The sequence below is a fragment of the Streptomyces sp. NPDC048270 genome (genome assembly GCF_040652335.1).
GTDB lineage: Bacteria > Actinomycetota > Actinomycetes > Streptomycetales > Streptomycetaceae > Streptomyces.
In genome coordinates, this window is the sequence record NZ_JBEZLV010000015.1 from 141567 (window position 1) to 162254 (window position 20688).

Sequence of the window (20688 nt, forward strand, 5' to 3'; positions counted from 1 at the left end):
TCAGGCGGTCATGGCATCACGACGTGATGAGCTCAACGCGTACACCTTTGCGAAGCGGCGCACGGTGGCCGCGTTCCTCCAGCCGTCCGCGACGGGCACCGAGGAGGGCGCGCCGCGCCCGTTGCGCGCGGTCGTGCCGGGTGTGATCGTCGGCGCCGTCGTCCTCGCCGCCTTCGGCGCCTGGGGCATGTTCAAGCCCACCGCCCCCAAGGGCTGGGCGGACGCCGGGACCCAGGTGATCGTCGGCAAGCAGTCGACCACCCGGTACGTGGTCCTGACGACGAAGGTGAACGGCAAGGACCAGACCCGTCTGCACCCCGTGCTGAACCTCGCCTCGGCCCGACTTCTGCTGGATCCCTCGAAGTTCAAGGTGGTCCAGGTCGACGACAAGGTGCTGGACGCCGGCAAGCCGCCGCGCGGCCCCATCATCGGCATCCCGTACGCACCCGACCGGCTCCCCGCCAAGGCGGACGCGGCCAAGGCCAAGCGCTGGGCCGTCTGCCAGCAGCCCGGGGGCAACGGGCGCGGGGTGCAGACCGCCACCTTCGTGCTCGCCGACCGGGAGGCGCACCTGACGGACGACGGGCGCAGGCTCACCGACACCCAGGCGCTGTACGTGCAGAGCACCGGCGAGGGCAAGGAGCGCTACCTGGTCGACGCGACCGGCACGAAGTACAAGTTCCCCGAGGGCACCGCGGCCGCGGGCACGATGACCAACGCCCTGGTCGGTACGGGCGCCACCGCGCAGCCGGTCAGCGAGCAGTGGCTGGCGACCCTCAACTCCGGTGACGACCTGGCCTTCCCGCAACTGCCCGGAAAGGCCGGCGCCAACGCCGACGTCAAGGGCCTGGTCACCGCCGACAACAAGGTGGGCATGGTGCTCAGGGCCCAGACGGGCTCCGGCACCCAGCACTACGTGGTCCTGCCCGGGAAGGTCGCGCCGGTCTCCGAGTTCGTCGCGTGGCTGCTGATCTCCGCGCCCGCCACGGACGGCCTGAACATGCACGGCAAGGCCCGCGAGGTCGACCTCCAGGCGCTCAGCCCGGACCCCGCCCCGTTCGGCGGCGAGGTCAAGTGGCCGCAGAGGAAGGCGGAGCGCGTCAACCAGAGCGCACCGGCCGCCGGGGCGCAGGCCGGCGGCCCCGGCGCCCGTGACACCGTCTGCAACGTCCTGCGCGCGGTCGACGGCCAGGGCGGCCAGACCCTGAGCACCTGGGCGGGCAGCGGCTTCCCCGTCGACATCACCGCCAGCGGCACCAGCGCGTACGTCACCCCGGGCTCGGGACTGCTCTACACGCAGGTCCAGGGCAGGCAGACCACGGCCGGCGGCTCCCTCTTCCTGGTCACCGACACCGGCCTGCGGTACGCGGTACAGGCCAACGGCGACAGCGACGCCGAGCAGTCGAAGATCGGCGCCCCCGACCAGCAGGCGAAGGGCGGCACGGCCGGCGCGCCCGGCGCCCCCGAGCCCAGCCAGGCGCAGATCCGGCTCGGCTACGCCGGCGTCACCCCGGCCATGGTGCCCATCGCCTGGTCGGAGTTCCTCTCCAAGGGGCCGCGGCTGGACACCAACTCCGCCCGTCAGCCCCAGGGTTCGTGAGGCGGCCGCCGATGATCCAGCTCCCGCAGCCGCGGCGGCTCGCCCCGCTCGCCGCCGCCCTCGCCCTCGCCGGGGTCTGCGCCGCCGCGCCGGCCGCCGCGGCCGCCCCCGCATCCCCGCCCGCGACCGAAGCCCCGTACACCCTGCGCCTCGACGGCGCCGGCGAATGCACCTTCCCCATGAAGAAGCAGATCGCCGACCGCCCCTGGGCCCTGCAGCGGCTCCTGCTCGACGAGCTGTGGGCGCACACCAAGGGCAAGGACAAGAACGGCAACAGCGTCCGCGTCGCCGTCATCGACACCGGGGTGGACCGGGCCAACCCCCAGCTGAGCGGCGCCCTCGACATCGGCGCCGGCAAGGACCTGATCGACCCCAAGGGGGACGGCACGGCCGACACCGTCGGCCACGGCACCAAGGTCGCCGGGCTGATCGCGGCCCGCCCCCAGGAGGGCACCGGCTTCGTGGGCCTGGCCCCGGACGCCACGATCATCCCGATCCGGCAGAACGACGGGCAGGGCAAGGGCAACGCCCTGTCCCTGAGCCAGGCCATCGACCATGCCGTGGCCAAGGGCGCCCAGGTCATCAACATCTCCCAGGACACCGACGTGCCGCTGACCGCGGACTCCGAGCTCGGCAAGTCGGTGCAGAAGGCCATCGACGCCAAGGCCGTGGTGATCGCCTCGGCGGGCAACGACGGCCTGAGCGGCGAGAAGCGCAAGACCTACCCGGCGGCCTTCCCCGGCGTCCTCGCGGTGGGCGCCTCGGACCGCAACAACGAGCGGGCCGCCTTCTCCCAGCCCGGCGACTTCATCGGGGTGGCGGCGCCGGGCGTCGACATGGTCTCCACGGTCCCCGGCTTCGGCCAGTGCATCGACAACGGCACCAGCTTCTCCGCACCGTACGTCGCCGGCGTCGCCGCCCTGCTGCGCGCCAAGCACGGCGACTGGTCGCCGCAGCAGATCGTCTGGCAGATCCAGAACACCGCCGAACGCTCGGTCAAGGGCCGCGACGACTACGTCGGCTGGGGCGTCGTCGACCCCGTACGGGCGCTCAGCCAGGACCGCGAGGCCCCCAAGGCGCCCGTCCCCGACCCCGGCCCGCCCCCGGCCGCCGCCCCGGAGGCGGCCGGGCTCCGGCTCACCGAGACGGCCCAGGAGCGGCAGGAGCGGTACGGCACGTACGCTCTGGGCATCGGCGCCGTCGTCATCGCCGTCATCGCGGGGACCGCGACCGTCGTCCGCGACGCCCGCGGCCGCCGACGCCGTTTGCAGTGAACGGGCACGGTTCATCTGCGCAACCTGCCCAGCGGTGTTGGGCCGTGAGGCTGAACTGACTAGAGTGACGGCAGGCTTCACGAATGTGATCGGGGGATCGCGTGGAGCGGAGGGGGATGTCCGCCGCGCGTGACCCAACACCGCGCCGGGACCGTCCGCTCCGCCGCGCAATCCGCCGGTTCTGCCGGCGAATTGAGAAGTGAGGAGCTTCGGATGAGCACGAACACCTTCGGACTGGCGGACGATCCGGTCGTCAAGGCGGCCAACAGGATCTCCGAGACGGCCAACGCCGTCACCCGCCAGGCCCGCGAGCTGGCCGACATCATCGCCACCGTGAGCGCCGGCTGGACCGGTGTCGGCGCCGCCGGATTCGCGAAGGCGCAGTCGGACCTCAACGTCGAGCACGACGAGATCCGCCGCCTGCTCGGGGTACTGCACAACGCCGTCTCGCAGACGAAGAACCTGAGCAACGCCCAGGACGAGGACGTGCGCGCGGCGTTCCGCGCCGTGGCCCCCTCCGGCGGCGGCACGGGCGGCGGCGCCCGCTCCGGCCTCGACAACGTCTGACCGGCGTCGTTCCCGGTCACCACCAGCGCGAAGGAGAAGATCATGTCGGGCAACGACGGCAACACCCGGGTACGGTACGAAACCGTCCAGCAGATGGCGGACCGCATCCGCGTCGTGTCGAACAACATCATCAAGGACCTGGCCGAGATGGAGCAGGCCGTCAAGGTGGTCACCGACACCTGGGACGGCGAGGCGCACCGCGAGTACGTGACCCTCCAGACCAAGTACAAGCGCATCGCCGACGAGATGCAGAAGAAGCTGGAGACGGTCGCCAAGCTCATCGAGCAGGGCAAGGGCGACTACCGCGCCACCGACGTGAAGGCCTCGCGCCTGTTCACCGAGGCCTACTGAGCCGCTCCGGCCGGCAGACGCACGCAGCCAGTACGCGCCGAAGGGGCGCGCCCGCACCGGGCGCGCCCCTTCCGGCTTCGCCGTACAGCCGCCCCGGTCCGTCAGGGCCGGTGGCGGTCCAGGTCGAACTCCCCGTCCCGGGCACCGAGCACGAAGGCCTCCCACTCGGCCGCGGTGTACCGCAGCACCGTGTCCCGGTCCAGCGAGGACCGCATGGCCACCGCGCCCTCCGGCAGCCGGGCGATCTCGACCCGCTCCTCGTCGGGGCTGGTCCCGGGCGGGCCCTCCCACTCCACGCCGCTGATGTCGAGCGCGTACAGCTCGTCCTTCTCCTGCTGGGTGCCCATGTGCGGCCTTTCCCCTCGGTGGCGCGGTCTTCACCGCCGATTATCTGCCCTGCGCCGCCCGGAAGGACGGGATTGCTCACATCCCCGGCATCCGCCCCAGCTGCACCAGCGAGGTACCCCGCCTGCGCGAGGCGAAGTAGGCCCGGCCCGGCGGCATCGGACGCGGCCGCACGGTGCCGATCAGATCGCCCTCGGACGGATCACCGGACAGCACCACGCCCTGCGCGCCCAGCTCCTTGATCCGCTGCATGAACGGCTCGTACATCGACCGGGAGGCACCCGCCGAGTTCCGCGCGATGATGAAGCGCACGCCCGTGTCCCGGGCGAAGGGCAGGAACTCCACCAGCGGCGCCAGCGGATTGCCCTGGCTCGTGGCCACCAGGTCGAAGTCGTCGATGATGATGAACACGTCCGGCCCCGTCCACCAGCTGCGGTCGCGCAACTGCTGCGGCGTGACGTCGTTCGGCGGCTGCCGCCGGGAGAACACCCCGCCCAGCGCCTCCATGTGCATCTGCAGCGAGCTCGCCATCGGCGCGTACTCCAGCAGGTGCGCCTCCGGCAGCGCCCCGAGCAGGCTCCGCCGGTAGTCGCCCACCACCAGGCGCGCCTGCTCCGGCGCATAGCGCTCCGAGATCTGCCGGGCGATGAGCCGCAGCAGGTTCGTCTTGCCCGACTCGCTCTCGCCGAAGACCAGCAGGAAGGGGTCGGATTCGAAGTCGACGAACACCGGCTCCAGGTCCGTCTCGTCGATGCCGATCGCGATCCCGCGACCGGGGTGCTCCCCGCCCCGGGGCAGCTGGTCGGCGTGCAGCAGCCGCGGCAGCAGCCGCACCCCGGGGGCCGCGGGCCCCGCCCAGTGCCGCTTCACCGCGTCCACGAAGGAGGCCGTGGCCTCCGACAGGTCCGCCGCGTCGTGCGAGCCGTCGATCCGCGGCAGCGCACCCAGGAAGTGCAGCTTCTCCGGCACCTGGCCGCGGCCCGGCATCCCGGTGGGGACGTTCGCCGCGACCTTGCGGTCGAACTCCGAGTCCATGACGTCGCCGAGCCGCAGCTCCAGCCGGCTCAGCATCTGGTCCTTGAGCGCCGAGCGCACCTCCATGTACCGCGACGCGGTGATCACCACGTGGATGCCGTAGCCCAGACCGCGGGCCGCGATGTCCGTGACCACCTGCTCCAGGCCCTCGTACTCGCCGCGGAAACCGCCCCAGCCGTCGATCACCAGGAACACGTCGCCCCACGGCTCGCCGGGCAGCTCGCCGGCCGCCCGGCGGCGCCGGTAGGTGCCGATCGAGTCGATGCCGTTCGAGCGGAAGAACTCCTCGCGGCGATTGAGGACGCCCCCCACCTCCGCGACCGTACGGCGCACCCGCTCCGGGTCCAGCCGCGAGGCGATACCGCCCACGTGCGGCAGCTCGGCGACCGCCGACAGGCTGCCGCCGCCGAAGTCCAGCCCGTAGAACTGCACTTCGCGCGGGGTGTGGGTGAGCGCGAACGAGGAGATCAGCGTCCGCATCAGCGTGGACTTGCCCGACTGCGGACCGCCGACCACCATCATGTGGCCCGCCGCACCCGAGAAGTCCCGGTACAGCACCTCGCGCCGCTGCTCGAAGGGCTTGTCGATGAGGCCGAGCGGCACCACGAGCCCGCCGGGCCGCGTGTACCCCTCCGCGTGCAGCCCCCGCTCCGCACCCGGCGCCAGCGCCGGCAGCAGCTGGTCCAGCGGCGGCGCCTGGTCCAGCGGCGGCAGCCACACCTGGTGCGCCGGCACCCCCTGCCCCTCCAGCCTGCCCACGATCACGTCCAGCACGGTGTCGGCGAGCGCGTCGTCCTCCCGCGCCGACCGCGCCGCCAGGTAGGCCGGGTCCGGCGCCGCGTACACCACCGGCACCGGGGCCGCCGTGAACAGCGCGGGCCGCCGCTCCACCGGGAACGGGCCCACCGACAGGTCCGGCCCGCCCGAGCGGTAGGTCCCCGACACGTACGCCGCCTTGAAGCGGGTCATCTCGTCCGTGCCGAACTTCAGATAGCCCGAACCGGGCACCGACGGCAGGTGGTAGGCGTCCGGCACGCCGATCGCCGTACGCGACTCCGCCGCCGAGAAGGTCCGCAGGCCGATCCGGTACGACAGGTACGTGTCCAGCCCGCGCAGTTTGCCCTCCTCCAGCCGCTGCGAGGCCAGCAGCAGGTGCACGCCCAGCGAGCGGCCGATCCGGCCGATCTGGATGAACATGTCGATGAAGTCCGGCTTGGCCGTCAGCAGTTCGCTGAACTCGTCGATGACCAGCACCAGCGAGGCCAGCGGCTCCAGCGGGGCGCCGGCCGCGCGGGCCTTCTCGTAGTCGTGGATGTTCGCGTAGTTGCCCGCCGACCGCAGCAGCTCCTGGCGGCGCTGCAGCTCGCCGCGGATCGAGTCGCCCATCCGGTCCACGAGCGTGAGGTCGTCCGCCAGGTTGGTGATGACGGCCGCCACGTGCGGCATCTGCCCCATGCCGGTGAAGGTCGCACCGCCCTTGAAGTCCGCGAGGACGAAGTTCAGCGTCTCCGAGGTGTGCGTGACCGCGAGCCCCAGCACCAGCGTGCGCAGCAGCTCCGACTTGCCGGAGCCCGTCGCGCCCACGCACAGCCCGTGCGGGCCCATGCCCTCCTGCGCGGCCTCCTTCAGGTCCAGCATCACCGGGGCGCCGTCCTCGCCGACACCGATCGGCACCCGCAGCCGCTCACCGGCCGACCGCGGCCGCCAGGTGCGGGCCACGTCGATCGAGGCCGCGTCGCCCAGGTTCAGCAGGTCCGTGAAGTCCAGGTTGGCCAGCAGCGGTTCGTCGTCGTCCCCGCCACCCGTGCGCAGCGGGGCCAGCTGGCGGGCCAGCGCCTCCGCCGCGGGCAGCGACAGGATGTCCGGAGCGCCCTCGTACGCCACGCCCGCGCCCGACTCCAGGCGCAGCCGGCCCGGCCGCACCACGACCGACAGCCCGCCGCGCGGGTCGTCCAGCTCGCCCGCGACCACCTCGACGATCGTGACGCCCTGTAGTCCCTCGACCGCCGCGAACACCGAGTCCGGCGGCACCATTCCGCCGTCGAGGACCACCACCAGGTGCGGCTGGTCCAGCACCGGCGACACGTCACGGCTGAACCGCGGCCGCCCCTCCAGCCGGGGCGCCAGCAGGCCCTCCAGCTCACCCAGGTCGTCGCCGAACAGCCGCTTCGTACCGGCCCCGTCCACCTGCCCCGGAACCTGCGTGTGCGGCAGCCACTTCGTCCAGTCCCACGACGGCACCGCGCCCCGCGCCGCCACCACGGCCACCACCAGGTCCTCGGGGGAGTGCAGTGTCGCCAGCTGCGCCACCAGCGCCCGCGCCGTACCGCGCGCCGACTCCGGCTCGCCCGACACCGTCACGTGGTAGAACGCCCGGATCGACACCGCCATCGGCAGCCCGTCCAGCGAGGAGTGCACCCGCAGGAAGCGCTGCATGGCGCCGGCCGTCAACGGCTCCAGCTCGTCCACCGGCGCCGTGTCCGGCGCCACCAGCGGGGTCGACAGGCGCTGCGAGCCCAGCCCGAGCCGCGCCTGGCCGAAGTCCGGGTCGCCGACCCGCCGCTCCCACAGACGCGAACCCTCGGCCACCACCGACCACAACTGGTCCGGAGCCGGGTGCAGATACAGCTGCGCGTCGCGCTGCGCCCGCGCGGTCCGCCGTACCTGACGGCGCGTCTGCGCAAGGTATTTGAGGTAGTCCCGGCGCACATCGGCCATTTGCCCCTGCGTACCGCGGCGGTGGCGCACCAGCTGCGCCACGACCATCGCCACCGTCGACGTCAGCATCAGCACGCCCATGATGCGCATGAACGGCGCCGCACCCGGCATGAAGAAGAACACCGCGGAGGAGCCCATGCCGAGCATCGGCAGGAGCTGCATCAGCATGCCCTCCTGCTGTCCCCGGGGGAGCTCCGGCGGTGCCTCCAGCCGCAGTTCGTCCGAAGGGACTTCGGGCGGCAGGGACCGCGGCGGCCGCTTGACGACGATCTGACTCACCGGAGCATCAATCCCTCGAAAACGGACGGGACACCGCATCCGGCGCCCCCAAGTCCCGGGCGGGGAGGGGGTCTCCTCCACGCGTCGGTGATCCTACTTGCCGACAGTCGGGCAAGCGCCCGGTAGGGTGACGCGCGCAGCATGCGCATCCGCGAATCGTCCGCCGCCGCGGGCGGCCACAAGGGGGGTCACACAGGTGAGTACGGCCGAGGCGACGGGCTTCTGCAGGGTCACCGTCGTGGCCCCGGACAGCCGGATCGACGTCGCCCTCCCCGAGGACATCGCCGTCGCCGACGTCTACCCCGAACTGCTGCGCCTCACCGGCCAGACCCAGCCCGTCGGCGCCCCCACCGGCTTCCACCTCGTACGCCGCTCCGGCACCGTCCTCGACGGCGCCCGCACCCTCGCCGCCCAGCAGGTCCTCGACGGCGAGGTGCTCAGCCTGCGCCCCTTCGCCGAGTCCCTGCCGCCCGCCGTCTTCGACGACGTCTCCGACGCCGTCGCCTCGGCCGTCGTCCGCGACCGGCACCGCTGGAGCGACGACATGCTGCGCGGCGCGGGCCTGGCCGGAGCCGCACTGCTCCTCGTCATGCTCGGCTTCGTCCTCTGGTACGCCGACCCCCTGCGCCACGACATGCACGGCCTGCCCGGGATCATCGCGGCCGCCGTCGGCGTCCTGCTCACCGCCGTGGCCGGGGTCCGCGCCCGCGTCTACCGCGACCGCGGCTCCGCCGTCGCGCTCGGCCTCAGCGCCCTGCCGCACCTGCTGATCGCCGGCTCCGGGATCGTCGCCCCCGCCGCCGGCCAGGGCCCCGGCCGGCTCCAGTTCCTGCTGGGCTGCGTCTGCGTCCTCGTCGCCTCCGTGGCCCTGGTCGCGCTCACCCCCAGCGGGGACGCCCCCTTCGTCGCGGCCACCTTCGTCGCCGCCACCGGCACCCTGGCCACCTTCACGGCCATCGCCACCGAGGCCTCCGCGACGGCCACGGCCGGAGCGGTCGCACCGGTGGCCATCGGACTCGTCGCCTTCCTCCCCGGCCTCTCCGCCCGCTTCGCCCGCCTGCCCATCGGCTACGCCGCCCCGCGCAGCGCCACCGAGGTGTACGAGACCCCGGACCGCTACGAGACCCAGCCGTACGGTGACCCGTCCGGCCCCGACCAGCACGACCCGGCCGCCTCCCTCGACGCCGAGCAGATCGCCGCCCAGGCGCGCCGCGGCCACGAGATGCTGCTCGGCCTGGTCGGCGGCTGCGCCGCGGTCGCCGTGGGAGCCGCGGCCGTCCTCGGCTTCTCCGACAACACCTGGGGCCGGCTGCTCGCCCTCGCCACCGGCCTCGCCATGCTGCTGCGCGCCCGGCTCTTCCGCTACACCTCCCAGGTGGTGTGCGCCCTGGCCGCCGGGCTCCTCGCCGTCGCGCTGCTGATCCTGGGCCTGGCCCTGAACCCGCCGGACGACCTGCTCGACGCCCTCGTCCGCAAGCAGGACCACAGCGGCCTGGAGCTGCGCACCATCTGGCTGACCGCCGCCGTCGCCGCCGGCGCGGCCCTCCTCGCGGGAATTGCGCTTGTCATCCCCCGCAAGGGCCTGTCACCCTTCTGGGGAAGGCTGCTCGACCTCACCGAGGCGGCGGTCCTGCTCAGCCTGGTCCCCCTGGCCCTGGCCGTGCTGGACGTCTACTCCCGGGCCCGCGCTCTCACCAGCTGAGACGCCGCGGCCCGGCAGCCTGGTACGCTGTGTGACGGCCGTTTGTGTACGCGTCCCCCGGATCCCCGACAGAGGGTCTGTGGACTGCGCTCAGCGGACCCCGCCTCCCGAGTTACGGAAGATCCCCAGAGAATTCGACCTGGGGCACTCGGTGGCAACGAAGACCTAAACGAGGAGTAAGCGTGCCGCTCGACGCCGCTACGAAGAAGCAGATCATCGCAGAGTTCGGTGCCAAGGAGGGCGACACCGGCTCTCCCGAGGTCCAGGTCGCGATGCTCTCCCGCCGCATCTCGGACCTGACCGAGCACCTCAAGACGCACAAGCACGACCACCACTCCCGTCGTGGTCTGCTGATCCTGGTCGGCCAGCGTCGCCGCCTGCTGCAGTACCTGGCCAAGAAGGACATCCAGCGCTTCCGTACGCTGGTCGAGCGCCTCGGCATCCGCCGCGGTGCGGCCGGCGCCAAGTAAAGCGTTGCGAAGGGAGCGGTTCCCACATCCGGGGGCCGCTCCCTTCGCCGTACGTGCGGACCGGACCGGACCCTTTGTAGTCTGGAAGGGAAGCACGTGCGCGTCTGAGTCAGACGCGCACAACTGAAGAGGAGGAGCGCCCTCCCTACGCCGCCGGTCCTCGGTAGTGGCACCCGGAATGCCCCACGGGCACCGAACCCGGGTGCTTCGATCGAAGACCGGCCCGCACCCAAGGCGCGCTTCTCCGCACCGTCCACCGCCACACGGGCGGCGGACGGAGACGACGAAAATGGAGAAAACACTAGTGGAGAACGAGACCCACTACGCCGAGGCCGTCATTGACAACGGTTCCTTCGGCACCCGCACCATCCGCTTCGAGACGGGCCGCCTGGCCCGCCAGGCCGCCGGCTCCGCCGTTGCCTACCTGGACGACGACACGATGGTGCTGTCCGCCACCACCGCGTCGAAGAAGCCCAAGGACCAGCTCGACTTCTTCCCCCTGACGGTGGACGTCGAGGAGCGGCAGTACGCGGCCGGCAAGATCCCCGGCTCCTTCTTCCGTCGTGAGGGCCGGCCCTCCGAGGACGCGATCCTCACCTGCCGCCTGATCGACCGCCCGCTGCGCCCCTCCTTCAAGAAGGGCCTGCGCAACGAGATCCAGGTCGTCGCGACGATCATGGCGCTCAACCCCGACCACCTGTACGACGTCGTGGCGATCAACGCCGCCTCCGCGTCCACCCAGCTGGCCGGCCTGCCCTTCTCCGGCCCGATCGGCGGCGTCCGCGTCGCGCTGATCCGCGGCCAGTGGGTGGCCTTCCCGACGCACACCGAGCTCGAGGACGCCGTCTTCGACATGGTCGTCGCGGGCCGCGTCCTGGAGGACGGCGACGTCGCGATCATGATGGTCGAGGCCGAGGCCACCGAGAAGACCATCGCCCTCGTCAAGGGCGGCGCCCAGGCGCCGACCGAGGAGATCGTGGCCTCCGGCCTCGACGCCGCGAAGCCGTTCATCAAGGTCCTCTGCAAGGCCCAGGCCGACCTGGCCGCCAAGGCCGCCAAGCCCGAGGGCGAGTTCCCGGTCTTCCTGGACTACCAGGACGACGTGTACGAGGCCCTCGCGGCCGCCGTCAAGGGCGACCTCTCCCAGGCGCTGACCATCGCGGGCAAGCAGGACCGCGAGGCCGAGCTGGACCGCGTCAAGGAGATCGCCGCCGAGAAGCTCCTCCCGGCCTTCGAGGGCCGCGAGAAGGAGATCTCCGCCGCCTACCGCAGCCTGACCAAGGCCCTGGTGCGCGAGCGCGTCATCAAGGACAAGGTCCGCATCGACGGCCGCGGGCTCACGGACATCCGTACCCTCGCCGCCGAGGTCGAGGCCATCCCGCGCGTGCACGGCTCGGCGCTGTTCGAGCGTGGCGAGACCCAGATCCTGGGCGTCACCACCCTCAACATGCTCCGCATGGAGCAGCAGCTGGACACCCTCTCCCCGGTGACCCGCAAGCGCTACATGCACAACTACAACTTCCCGCCGTACTCCGTCGGTGAGACCGGCCGCGTGGGCTCGCCCAAGCGCCGCGAGATCGGCCACGGCGCGCTCGCCGAGCGTGCCATCGTGCCGGTCCTCCCGACCCGCGAGGAGTTCCCGTACGCGATCCGCCAGGTGTCCGAGGCCCTCGGCTCCAACGGTTCGACGTCCATGGGCTCGGTCTGCGCCTCCACCATGTCGCTGCTGAACGCCGGTGTGCCCCTCAAGGCCCCCGTCGCCGGTATCGCCATGGGCCTGATCTCCCAGGAGATCGACGGCAAGACCCACTACGTCGCCCTCACCGACATCCTCGGTGCGGAGGACGCCTTCGGCGACATGGACTTCAAGGTCGCCGGCACCAAGGAGTTCGTCACCGCGCTCCAGCTGGACACCAAGCTCGACGGCATCCCGGCCTCGGTCCTGGCCGCCGCCCTCAAGCAGGCCCGCGACGCGCGCCTCCACATCCTCGACGTGATGATGGAAGCGATCGACACGCCGGACGCCATGTCCCCGTTCGCCCCGCGGATCATCACCGTCAAGATCCCGGTGGACAAGATCGGTGAGGTCATCGGCCCCAAGGGCAAGATGATCAACCAGATCCAGGAGGACACCGGCGCCGAGATCACGATCGAGGACGACGGCACCATCTACATCGGTGCCGCCGACGGCCCGGCCGCCGAGGCCGCCCGCGCCACGATCAACTCGATCGCCAACCCGACCATGCCGGAGGTCGGCGAGCGCTACCTGGGTACGGTCGTCAAGACCACCACCTTCGGTGCCTTCGTCTCCCTGATGCCCGGCAAGGACGGCCTGCTGCACATCTCGCAGATCCGCAAGCTCGCCGGTGGCAAGCGCGTGGAGAACGTCGAGGACGTGCTCGCGGTCGGCACCAAGGTCCAGGTGGAGATCGCCGAGATCGACCAGCGCGGCAAGCTCTCCCTGATCCCCGTGATCGACGGCGAGGCCGCCGGCGACGACGCTGACAAGGACGACTCCGACAAGTGATGTCGCGTAGTTCCCGTGTGACGGCCCGCCCCTCTTCGGAGGGGCGGGCCGTCGCCCGTACCCAAACCCTTCTCCAGGGGCAGAACGGCATCGGCACCGTCCGGCGCACCGTCCTGCCCGGCGGACTGCGCATCGTCACCGAGACGCTGCCCTCCGTCCGCTCCGCCACCTTCGGCATCTGGGCGCACGTCGGCTCCCGTGACGAGACGCCCACGCTGAACGGCGCCACGCACTACCTGGAGCACCTCCTCTTCAAGGGCACCGCCAAGCGCAGCGCCCTCGACATCTCCTCCGCGATCGACGCGGTCGGCGGCGAGATGAACGCCTTCACGGCGAAGGAGTACACCTGCTACTACGCCCGGGTGCTCGACACCGACCTGCCGCTGGCCGTCGACGTGGTCTGCGACATGCTCACCGGCTCGCTGATCCGCGAGGAGGACGTCGACGCCGAGCGCGGAGTCATCCTCGAAGAGATCGCGATGACCGAGGACGACCCGGGCGACATGGTCCACGACCTGTTCGCGCAGACCATGTACGGGGACACCCCCCTCGGCCGGCCCGTCCTCGGCACCGTCGACACGATCAACGCCCTGGGCGCCGACCGGATCCGCCGCTTCTACAAGAAGCACTACGACCCGACCCACCTCGTGGTGGCCGCCGCCGGCAACGTCGACCACACCAAGCTCGTACGCCAGGTCCGCGCCGCCTTCGAGAAGGCCGGCGCCCTGACCCGCACCGACGCCGAGCCGATCGGCCCGCGCACCGGCAGCCGGCGCATCCGCACCTCCGGCCGCGTGGAGCTGGTGGGCCGCAAGACCGAGCAGGCCCACGTGGTCCTCGGCATGCCGGGCCTCGCCCGCACCGACGAGCGGCGCTGGGCCCTGGGCGTGCTGAACACCGCGCTGGGCGGCGGCATGTCCTCCCGGCTCTTCCAGGAGGTCCGGGAGAAGCGGGGCCTGGCCTACAGCGTGTACTCCTACACCTCCGGCTTCGCCGACACCGGCCTCTTCGGCGTCTACGCGGGCTGCCGCCCCAACCAGGTCCACGACGTGCTCCGGATCTGCCGCGACGAGCTCGACAAGGTCGCCACCGACGGACTGACCGACGAGGAGATCAAGCGGGCCATCGGCCAGCTCTCCGGGTCCACCGTCCTCGGCCTGGAGGACACCGGCGCGATCATGAACCGCATCGGCAAGAGCGAGCTGTGCTGGGGCGACCAGATGTCGGTCGACGACATGCTGGCCCGGATCGCCTCCGTGACCCCGGACGACGTCCGCTCGGTCGCACAGGATGTACTGGCCCAGCGGCCCTCGCTCGCAGTGATCGGCCCGCTGAAGGAGAAGCAGGCCGCCCGTCTCGACGAAGCGGTCGCCTAGTCCCGTACGCACGTAAGGAAGCAAGCAACATGAGCAAGCTGCGCGTGGCAGTCCTCGGCGCACAGGGCCGCATCGGCTCCGAAGCGGTCAAGGCGGTCGAGGCCGCCGAAGACATGGAGCTGGTGGCGGCCCTCGGCCGCGGCGACAAGCTGGAGACGCTGGCCGAGGCCGGCGCCCAGGTCGCCGTGGAGCTGACCACCCCGGCCTCGGTGATGGAGAACCTGGACTTCCTGATCCGCCACGGCATCCACGGAGTGGTCGGCACCACCGGATGGACCGCGGACCGCCTCGCGCAGCTGAACACCTGGCTCGCGGCTTCCCCGCAGACCGGCGTGCTCATCGCGCCGAACTTCTCCATCGGCGCCGTCCTCACCATGAAGTTCGCCGCCCAGGCCGCGCGCTACTTCGAGTCCGTCGAGGTCATCGAGCTGCACCACCCCAACAAGGTCGACGCCCCCTCGGGCACCGCGACCCGCACGGCCGAGCTCATCGCGGCCGCCCGGGCCGAGGCCGGCCTCGGCGCCCAGCCCGACGCCACCGCCACCGCACTCGACGGCGCCCGCGGCGCGGACGTCTCCGGCGTCCCGGTGCACGCCGTCCGCCTGCGGGGCCTGCTGGCCCACCAGGAGGTGCTGCTCGGCGGCGAGGGCGAGACCCTGACCATCCGTCACGACTCCCTGCACCACAGCAGCTTCATGCCGGGCATCCTGCTCGGCGCGCGCCGCGTGACGCAGACCCCGGGCCTCACCTTCGGCCTGGAACACTTCCTCGACCTCGGCTGATCCGGTAGTCCTCCCATGCGCGCGAAGATCACGTACTTCCTCACGGCCGCCGTCCTGGTCGTCTACTTCGTCCTGGTCGGCAGCCGGGGCCTGATGCTGATCCGGCAGGGCACCTGGCTCACCGTCACCTTCGGTGCGGCCGTGCTGATCCTGCCGGTCATCGGTGTGTGGTTCCTCTGGAAGAACACGCAGTTCGTCACCAGGGCCAACCAGCTCGCGACCGAGCTGGAGGCCGAGGGCGGGCTGCCCGTGGACGAGCTGGAGCGGGACCAGTACGGCCGGATCCTGCGGGACTCGGCCGACGAGGTCTTCGCGCGCCGCAAGGCCGAGACCGAGGACGCGCCGGGGGACTGGCGCAGCTGGTTCCGCCTCGCCGTCGCCTACCACGACGCCCGTGACACCCCGCGGGCGCGCAAGGCCATGCAGCGGGCCATCGCCCTGCACGACAGGAAGCCCGTACAGGTCTGACACCTGTACGGGCCTCCCGTGCGCGCGGCGCCGGATTAGGCGGGCACGGGCCGGTATTCGTCGACCCAGGCCCCGAGCGTGTCGGCGGCCCGGTCGAAGGCCTCGCCCCGCGACAGGAAATCGGCGTTGTGGTCGGTCAGCAGCGCCGGCACCTCCGCACCGCCGCGCAGGGCCACGGTCAGCGCCTGCCCCTGTACGGTCCGCGGCAGACCGAGCCAGCGCACCGGCTGCTGCACCGTGCGCAGCTCGGCGACCTCGCCCCAGGCGATCGAGCGGGTCCCGAAGAACCCCACCCGGCGCAGTCCCGCACGGCTCACCCATACCCCGGCGCGCAGCAGCCGCAGGGCCGAGCCGATGACGACGAGAGCGGCGGCGAGGCAGACGGCTGCCCCGCCCCAGGCGCCGGCGAAGGCGACGATCATCGTGGAGAGCAGCATGAACGCCGACAGCAGGAGCAGCAGCGCGGCGATGCCCACCCGCCAGGGGCCCGGCCGGTAGGGGCGCCGCCAGCGGTCGTGGTCGGCAAGGGCCGCCACCTCGTCGGCGTCGTCGTCCGCGTCGGGCACACCGTCGGCCGTCAGGAAGGGCAGGGGCACGGCTGGACCTCACTCACATGCACGTTCGGTTGGGCTGTGACCGTGAGGCTACCGCCCCTGGGAGGCCTCCGACTGCTGCGACTTCTCCGGCGCCTTGCTCGGCTGCAGTGCGGGCATGCCGAAGACCAGCGAGCCGGCCAGCCCGGCAACCACGGTCAGCCCGACCAGACTACGGGCGGCGAGCTGGGTCTTGCTCAGGCGCTCGCGCGGCGGCGGAGTGACGTTGCTGCGGAAGCGGTCGGCCTCGGCGACGAAGGCGAACGGGACGGGTTCGCGCCGGCTGAACATGAGAGCGACTCTCCTCACGGTCGGGGCCCTGGGGCGGTGGTGGCAGGTGGGCGTGGGTTCTACCCGGTAAGACGTCCGAGCCGCCCAATCGGTGCCCGATTTCTGCATATTCACCAATTTTCTTGGCGCTGCGTCAGCTCCGTGGCCCGTCCGCCGCCCCGAGCGGTCTGCGCGGCGGCCCGCGGGCGGCGACGTAGAGTGGGCGCGCCCCAGGACGCACATGTGGAAGGACCCCCGGTGAGCGAGACCGCCGCTTCAGATCTGAAACCCAGCTACCGCAGTGACGTGACGGTGGAGCTGGTGAAGCACTCCGCCGCCGACTCAGACGTCCTGTGGGCCGCCCGGGTCTCCACGGCCGGCGAGCAGTCCCTCGAGGAGCTGCAGAAGGATCCGGAGCGTTCCAAGGGCCTGATCAACTACCTGATGCGGGACCGCCACGGCAGCCCCTTCGAGCACAACTCGATGACCTTCTTCATCAGCGCCCCGATCTTCGTGTTCCGGGAGTTCATGCGGCACCGCGTCGGCTGGTCCTACAACGAGGAATCCGGTCGCTACAGGGAGCTCGAGCCGGTCTTCTACGTCCCGGACGCCGAGCGCAAGCTCGTCCAGGAGGGCCGCCCGGGCAAGTACGTCTTCGTCGAGGGCACCGAGGCGCAGCAGGAGCTCACCGGCCGTGTCATGGAGGACTCGTACCGGCAGGCCTACGAGGCCTACCAGGAGATGCTCGCCGCGGGCGTGGCCCGGGAGGTGGCCCGTTCGGTCCTGCCCGTCGGACTTTTCTCCTCGATGTACGCCACCTGCAACGCCCGCTCGCTCATGCACTTCCTCGGTCTGCGGACGCAGCACGAACTCGCCAAGGTCCCGTCCTTCCCGCAGCGGGAGATCGAGATGGTCGGCGAGAAGATGGAGCAGCACTGGGCGAAGCTCATGCCGCTCACGCACGCGGCCTTCAACGGCAACGGTCGCGTTGCCCCGTAAGGCCCGATAGGTGCTTAACGCACACATGTGCGAAGTCAAGTCCTAAGTGTCCGTATTGCGGCGTTTCGTAAAGTTCATCTAGGCTGATCAAACGGACCCGGCACTGCTTGAACCCCCGAGCAGGCAGTGCCGGTGTCCAACACTCGGACCCACGTCCCCCGAGGGGACACTGCGAGCATGGCAGCGAGTAGCGTGTTACCCATGGCTCCGATCTCGACTCCGCAGACCCCCTTCGGGCGGGTCCTCACCGCCATGATCACGCCGTTTACGGCGGATGGCGCACTCGACCTCGACGGCGCGCAGCAGCTCGCCGTCCACCTGGTGGACGCAGGCAACGACGGCCTGGTCGTCAACGGCACCACCGGTGAGTCGCCGACCACCACCGACGCGGAGAAAAACGACCTCGTACGAGCCGTCCTCGAAGCCGTCGGAGACCGCGCCCACGTGGTCGCCGGCATCGGTACGAACGACACCCGCCACACCCTCGAGCTCGCCCGCGAGGCCGAGAGCACCGGCGCCCACGGCCTGCTCGCCGTGACCCCGTACTACAGCAAGCCGTCGCAGGAGGGCCTCTACCGGCACTTCACCGCGATCGCCGACGCGACCGGCCTGCCGGTCATGCTCTACGACATCCCCGGCCGCAGCGGTGTCCCGATCGAGACGGAAACCCTCGTCCGGCTGGCCGAGCACCCCCGTATCGTTGCCAACAAGGACGCCAAGGGCGACCTCGGCCGCGCCAGCTGGGCCATCGCGCAGAGCGGCCTGGCCTGGTACTCCGGCGATGACATGCTGAACCTGCCGCTCCTGTCGATCGGCGCGGTCGGCTTCGTCTCCGTGGTCGGGCACGTGGTCACCCCCGACCTGCGCGCCATGCTGGAGGCCCACCTGGGCGGCGACGTCCAGAAGGCAACCGAGATCCACCAGAAGCTGCTGCCGGTGTTCACCGGTATGTTCCGCACCCAGGGCGTGATGACCACCAAGGGCGCCCTGAACCTGCAGGGCCTGCCCGCGGGCCCGCTGCGGCTCCCGCTGGTCGAGCTGAGCGCCGAAGAGACCGAGCAGCTCACGCGCGATCTCGCCGCCGGCGGGGTACAGCTCTGACAACAGACTTCACAACTGAACAAGCACGACCGAAACAGACAACAGCAAGTGCACGAATGTCATGCGCGCCACGTGCCTTCAGGGGTACGTGGCGTGTGTGGTGAGGAGAGACTTTTGAGCCATCCGCATCCGGAACTCGGTCCGCCGCCGAAGCTGCCCAAGGGCGGCCTGCGGGTCACCCCCTTGGGTGGCCTCGGCGAGATCGGCCGCAACATGACCGTCTTCGAGTTCGACGGCCGTCTGCTGATCGTCGACTGCGGCGTCCTCTTCCCCGAAGAGGAGCAGCCGGGCATCGACCTGATCCTGCCGGACTTCTCGTCCATCAGGGATCGCCTCGACGACATCGACGGCATCGTGCTCACGCACGGCCACGAGGACCACATCGGCGCCGTCCCCTACCTCCTCCGGGAGAAGCCGGACATCCCGCTGATCGGCTCCAAGCTGACGCTGGCCCTCATCGAGGCGAAGCTCCAGGAGCACCGCATCCGCCCCTACACCCTCGAGGTGAAGGAAGGCGAGCGGGAGGCCCTGGGCCCCTTCGACTGCGAGTTCATCGCGGTCAACCACTCCATCCCGGACGCCCTGGCCGTCGCCATCCGCACCGGTGCGGGCATGGTCGTCTGCACGGGCGACTTCAAGATGGACCAGCTCCCGCTGGACAACCGCCTGACCGACCTGCACGCCTTCGCGCGTCTGAGCGAAGAGGGCATCGACCTCCTCCTCTCGGACTCGACGAACGCCGAGGTCCCGGGCTTCGTCCCGCCCGAGCGCGACATCTCGAACGCCATCCGCGGCGTCTTCGCGAGCGCCCAGAAGCGGATCATCGTGGCCTCGTTCGCGAGCCACGTGCACCGCATCCAGCAGATCCTGGACGCCGCCCACGAGTACGGCCGCCGGGTCGCCTTCGTCGGCCGCTCGATGGTCCGCAACATGGGCATCGCCCGCGACCTGGGCTACCTGCGGGTCCCGGCCGGCCTCGTGGTCGACGTCAAGACGCTCGACGACCTGCCGGACGACGAGGTCGTGCTGGTCTGCACGGGCTCCCAGGGCGAGCCGATGGCGGCCCTGTCCCGCATGGCCAACCGCGACCACCAGATCCGGATCGTCCCCGGCGACACCGTGATCCTGGCGTCGTCCCTGATCCCGGGCAACGAGAACGCGGTCTACCGCGTGATCAACGGCCTGACCCGCTGGGGCGCCAACGTCGTGCACAAGGGCAACGCCAAGGTGCACGTTTCCGGCCACGCCTCCGCGGGCGAGCTGCTGTACTTCTACAACATCTGCAAGCCGCGGAACCTGATGCCGGTCCACGGCGAATGGCGCCACCTGCGCGCCAACGCCGAGCTCGGTGCCATGACGGGCGTCCCCAAGGACCGCATCGTCATCGCCGAGGACGGCGTGGTCGTCGACCTGATCGACGGCAAGGCCCGGATCTCCGGCAAGGTCCAGGCCGGCTACGTGTACGTGGACGGCCTCTCGGTCGGCGACGTCACCGAGGCCTCGCTCAAGGACCGCCGGATCCTCGGCGACGAGGGCATCGTCTCGGTCTACGTGGTGGTGGACAGCACCACGGGCAAGGTCGTCAGCGGCCCGAACATCCACGCCCGAGGCTCCGGCATCGACGACTCCGCCTTCGGCCCGGTGGCCGCGAAGATCGAAGAGGCCATCGCCAGGGCAGCCGCCGACGGCGTGGCCGAGCCGCACCAGATCCAGCAGCTCATCCGCCGCACGATGGGCAAGTGGGTGTCGGACAGCTACCGCCGCCGCCCGATGATCCTCCCCGTCGTCGTCGAGGTCTGACCCTCGCCGTAGCGACGTCACCGGAGCGGGGCAACCGGATTTGCATCCGGGGGCCCCGCTCCAGTACGTTTACCTCTCCACCCCGCACGGCACCCGGGCACACACGTGTGTCCGGCCGCGTCATGCGGGCGGGTGGGAATCCAGACCGGGGAGACCTGATAAAGTCTGCTCCGCCCGAAAGGGAAAGGCCCTCCGAAGGCCATCAGAATTCGAATCCAAGCCGGGAACGGTGCGGAAAGGATCTGATAGAGTCGGAATCGCCGGAAAGGGAAAGCGCGAAAGCGCAGAACCTGGAAAGCACCGAGGAAGTCAGGCCCGAAAGAGTCTGATAGAGTCGGAAACGCAAGAACACAGAACGAAAGCCCGGAGGAAAGCCCGAGAGGGTGAGTACAAAGGAAGCGTCCGTTCCTTGAGAACTCAACAGCGTGCCA

General features: G+C 71.0%; 18 protein-coding genes. 13 read left to right on the forward strand and 5 right to left on the reverse strand.

The genetic code is table 11. From position 1 onward, the window contains the following. The first annotated feature begins 10 nt into the window (after positions 1 to 10). The 4 genes from eccB (at position 11) to AB0D66_RS16215 (ending at position 3792) form a co-directional block, all read left to right on the forward strand. Entirely contained in the window at positions 11 to 1600 is a 1590-nt protein-coding gene (eccB, locus tag AB0D66_RS16200) for a type VII secretion protein EccB (protein WP_362302773.1), read from the forward strand. 11 nt (positions 1601 to 1611) lie between these two features. Continuing rightward, positions 1612 to 2874, forward strand: a complete 1263-nt coding sequence (gene mycP / locus AB0D66_RS16205) for a type VII secretion-associated serine protease mycosin (RefSeq protein ID WP_362302776.1) — start codon at positions 1612 to 1614, stop codon at positions 2872 to 2874. 213 nt (positions 2875 to 3087) lie between these two features. Beyond that, the gene (locus AB0D66_RS16210) at positions 3088 to 3441 is read left to right on the forward strand and encodes a WXG100 family type VII secretion target (RefSeq protein ID WP_362302779.1); all 354 of its coding nucleotides are present in this window, start codon (positions 3088 to 3090) and stop codon (positions 3439 to 3441) included. Positions 3442 to 3483: 42 nt separating this feature from the next. Beyond that, positions 3484 to 3792, forward strand: a complete 309-nt coding sequence (locus AB0D66_RS16215; protein ID WP_362302782.1) for a WXG100 family type VII secretion target — start codon at positions 3484 to 3486, stop codon at positions 3790 to 3792. Between the two features lie 101 nt (positions 3793 to 3893). Here AB0D66_RS16215 and AB0D66_RS16220 read toward each other — a convergent pair whose 3' ends face one another. Both AB0D66_RS16220 and eccCa read right to left on the reverse strand, forming a co-directional pair. After that, positions 3894 to 4139: a DUF397 domain-containing protein gene (locus AB0D66_RS16220; RefSeq protein WP_030708695.1), complete on the reverse strand. Its 246-nt coding sequence runs from the start codon at positions 4137 to 4139 to the stop codon at positions 3894 to 3896. A gap of 76 nt (positions 4140 to 4215) precedes the next feature. Further along, positions 4216 to 8169: a type VII secretion protein EccCa gene (gene eccCa / locus AB0D66_RS16225; protein ID WP_362302785.1), complete on the reverse strand. Its 3954-nt coding sequence runs from the start codon at positions 8167 to 8169 to the stop codon at positions 4216 to 4218. A 196-nt stretch (positions 8170 to 8365) separates the two neighbouring features. Between eccCa and eccD the strand changes: the two genes are divergently transcribed. The 6 genes from eccD to AB0D66_RS16255 all read left to right on the forward strand — a co-directional run bounded on the left by eccD (position 8366) and on the right by AB0D66_RS16255 (position 15494). After that, entirely contained in the window at positions 8366 to 9871 is a 1506-nt protein-coding gene (eccD, locus tag AB0D66_RS16230) for a type VII secretion integral membrane protein EccD (RefSeq protein WP_362302788.1), read from the forward strand. A 182-nt stretch (positions 9872 to 10053) separates the two neighbouring features. Beyond that, complete coding sequence (gene rpsO, locus AB0D66_RS16235) at positions 10054 to 10341, forward strand: 30S ribosomal protein S15 (protein ID WP_007266917.1); 288 nt, start codon at positions 10054 to 10056, stop codon at positions 10339 to 10341. 304 nt (positions 10342 to 10645) lie between these two features. Beyond that, on the forward strand, positions 10646 to 12868 hold the full coding sequence (locus AB0D66_RS16240; protein WP_319726368.1) for a polyribonucleotide nucleotidyltransferase: 2223 nt from the start codon (positions 10646 to 10648) through the stop codon (positions 12866 to 12868). Continuing rightward, positions 12865 to 14244, forward strand: a complete 1380-nt coding sequence (locus AB0D66_RS16245) for a pitrilysin family protein (protein WP_362302792.1) — start codon at positions 12865 to 12867, stop codon at positions 14242 to 14244. The genes AB0D66_RS16240 and AB0D66_RS16245 overlap by 4 nt, the downstream gene beginning before the upstream one ends. Positions 14245 to 14273: 29 nt before the next feature. Beyond that, a complete protein-coding gene (gene dapB, locus AB0D66_RS16250; RefSeq protein ID WP_362302795.1) occupies positions 14274 to 15026 on the forward strand; it encodes a 4-hydroxy-tetrahydrodipicolinate reductase in 753 nt (250 codons plus the stop codon). A 15-nt stretch (positions 15027 to 15041) separates the two neighbouring features. Then, complete coding sequence (locus tag AB0D66_RS16255) at positions 15042 to 15494, forward strand: hypothetical protein (RefSeq protein WP_362302798.1); 453 nt, start codon at positions 15042 to 15044, stop codon at positions 15492 to 15494. A gap of 35 nt (positions 15495 to 15529) precedes the next feature. On the opposite strand, the gene AB0D66_RS16260 is transcribed toward AB0D66_RS16255, so the two are convergent. Both AB0D66_RS16260 and AB0D66_RS16265 read right to left on the reverse strand, forming a co-directional pair. After that, positions 15530 to 16090: a PH domain-containing protein gene (locus AB0D66_RS16260; protein WP_362302800.1), complete on the reverse strand. Its 561-nt coding sequence runs from the start codon at positions 16088 to 16090 to the stop codon at positions 15530 to 15532. A gap of 48 nt (positions 16091 to 16138) precedes the next feature. Continuing rightward, positions 16139 to 16378 (reverse strand): hypothetical protein, encoded by a 240-nt coding sequence (locus AB0D66_RS16265; RefSeq protein WP_215148807.1) that lies wholly within the window; start codon positions 16376 to 16378, stop codon positions 16139 to 16141. Positions 16379 to 16615: 237 nt separating this feature from the next. Here AB0D66_RS16265 and thyX point away from each other — a divergent pair, with 237 nt between their 5' ends. The 3 genes from thyX (at position 16616) to AB0D66_RS16280 (ending at position 20257) form a co-directional block, all read left to right on the forward strand. After that, a complete protein-coding gene (thyX, locus tag AB0D66_RS16270) occupies positions 16616 to 17356 on the forward strand; it encodes an FAD-dependent thymidylate synthase (RefSeq protein WP_362302804.1) in 741 nt (246 codons plus the stop codon). Between the two features lie 201 nt (positions 17357 to 17557). After that, positions 17558 to 18457, forward strand: a complete 900-nt coding sequence (dapA, locus tag AB0D66_RS16275; protein WP_362302807.1) for a 4-hydroxy-tetrahydrodipicolinate synthase — start codon at positions 17558 to 17560, stop codon at positions 18455 to 18457. Between the two features lie 114 nt (positions 18458 to 18571). After that, positions 18572 to 20257: a ribonuclease J gene (locus tag AB0D66_RS16280; protein ID WP_362302810.1), complete on the forward strand. Its 1686-nt coding sequence runs from the start codon at positions 18572 to 18574 to the stop codon at positions 20255 to 20257. A gap of 202 nt (positions 20258 to 20459) precedes the next feature. Here AB0D66_RS16280 and AB0D66_RS16285 read toward each other — a convergent pair. Further along, a partial coding sequence (locus AB0D66_RS16285; RefSeq protein WP_362302813.1) for a hypothetical protein occupies positions 20460 to 20688 on the reverse strand: 229 nt, incomplete at its 5' end.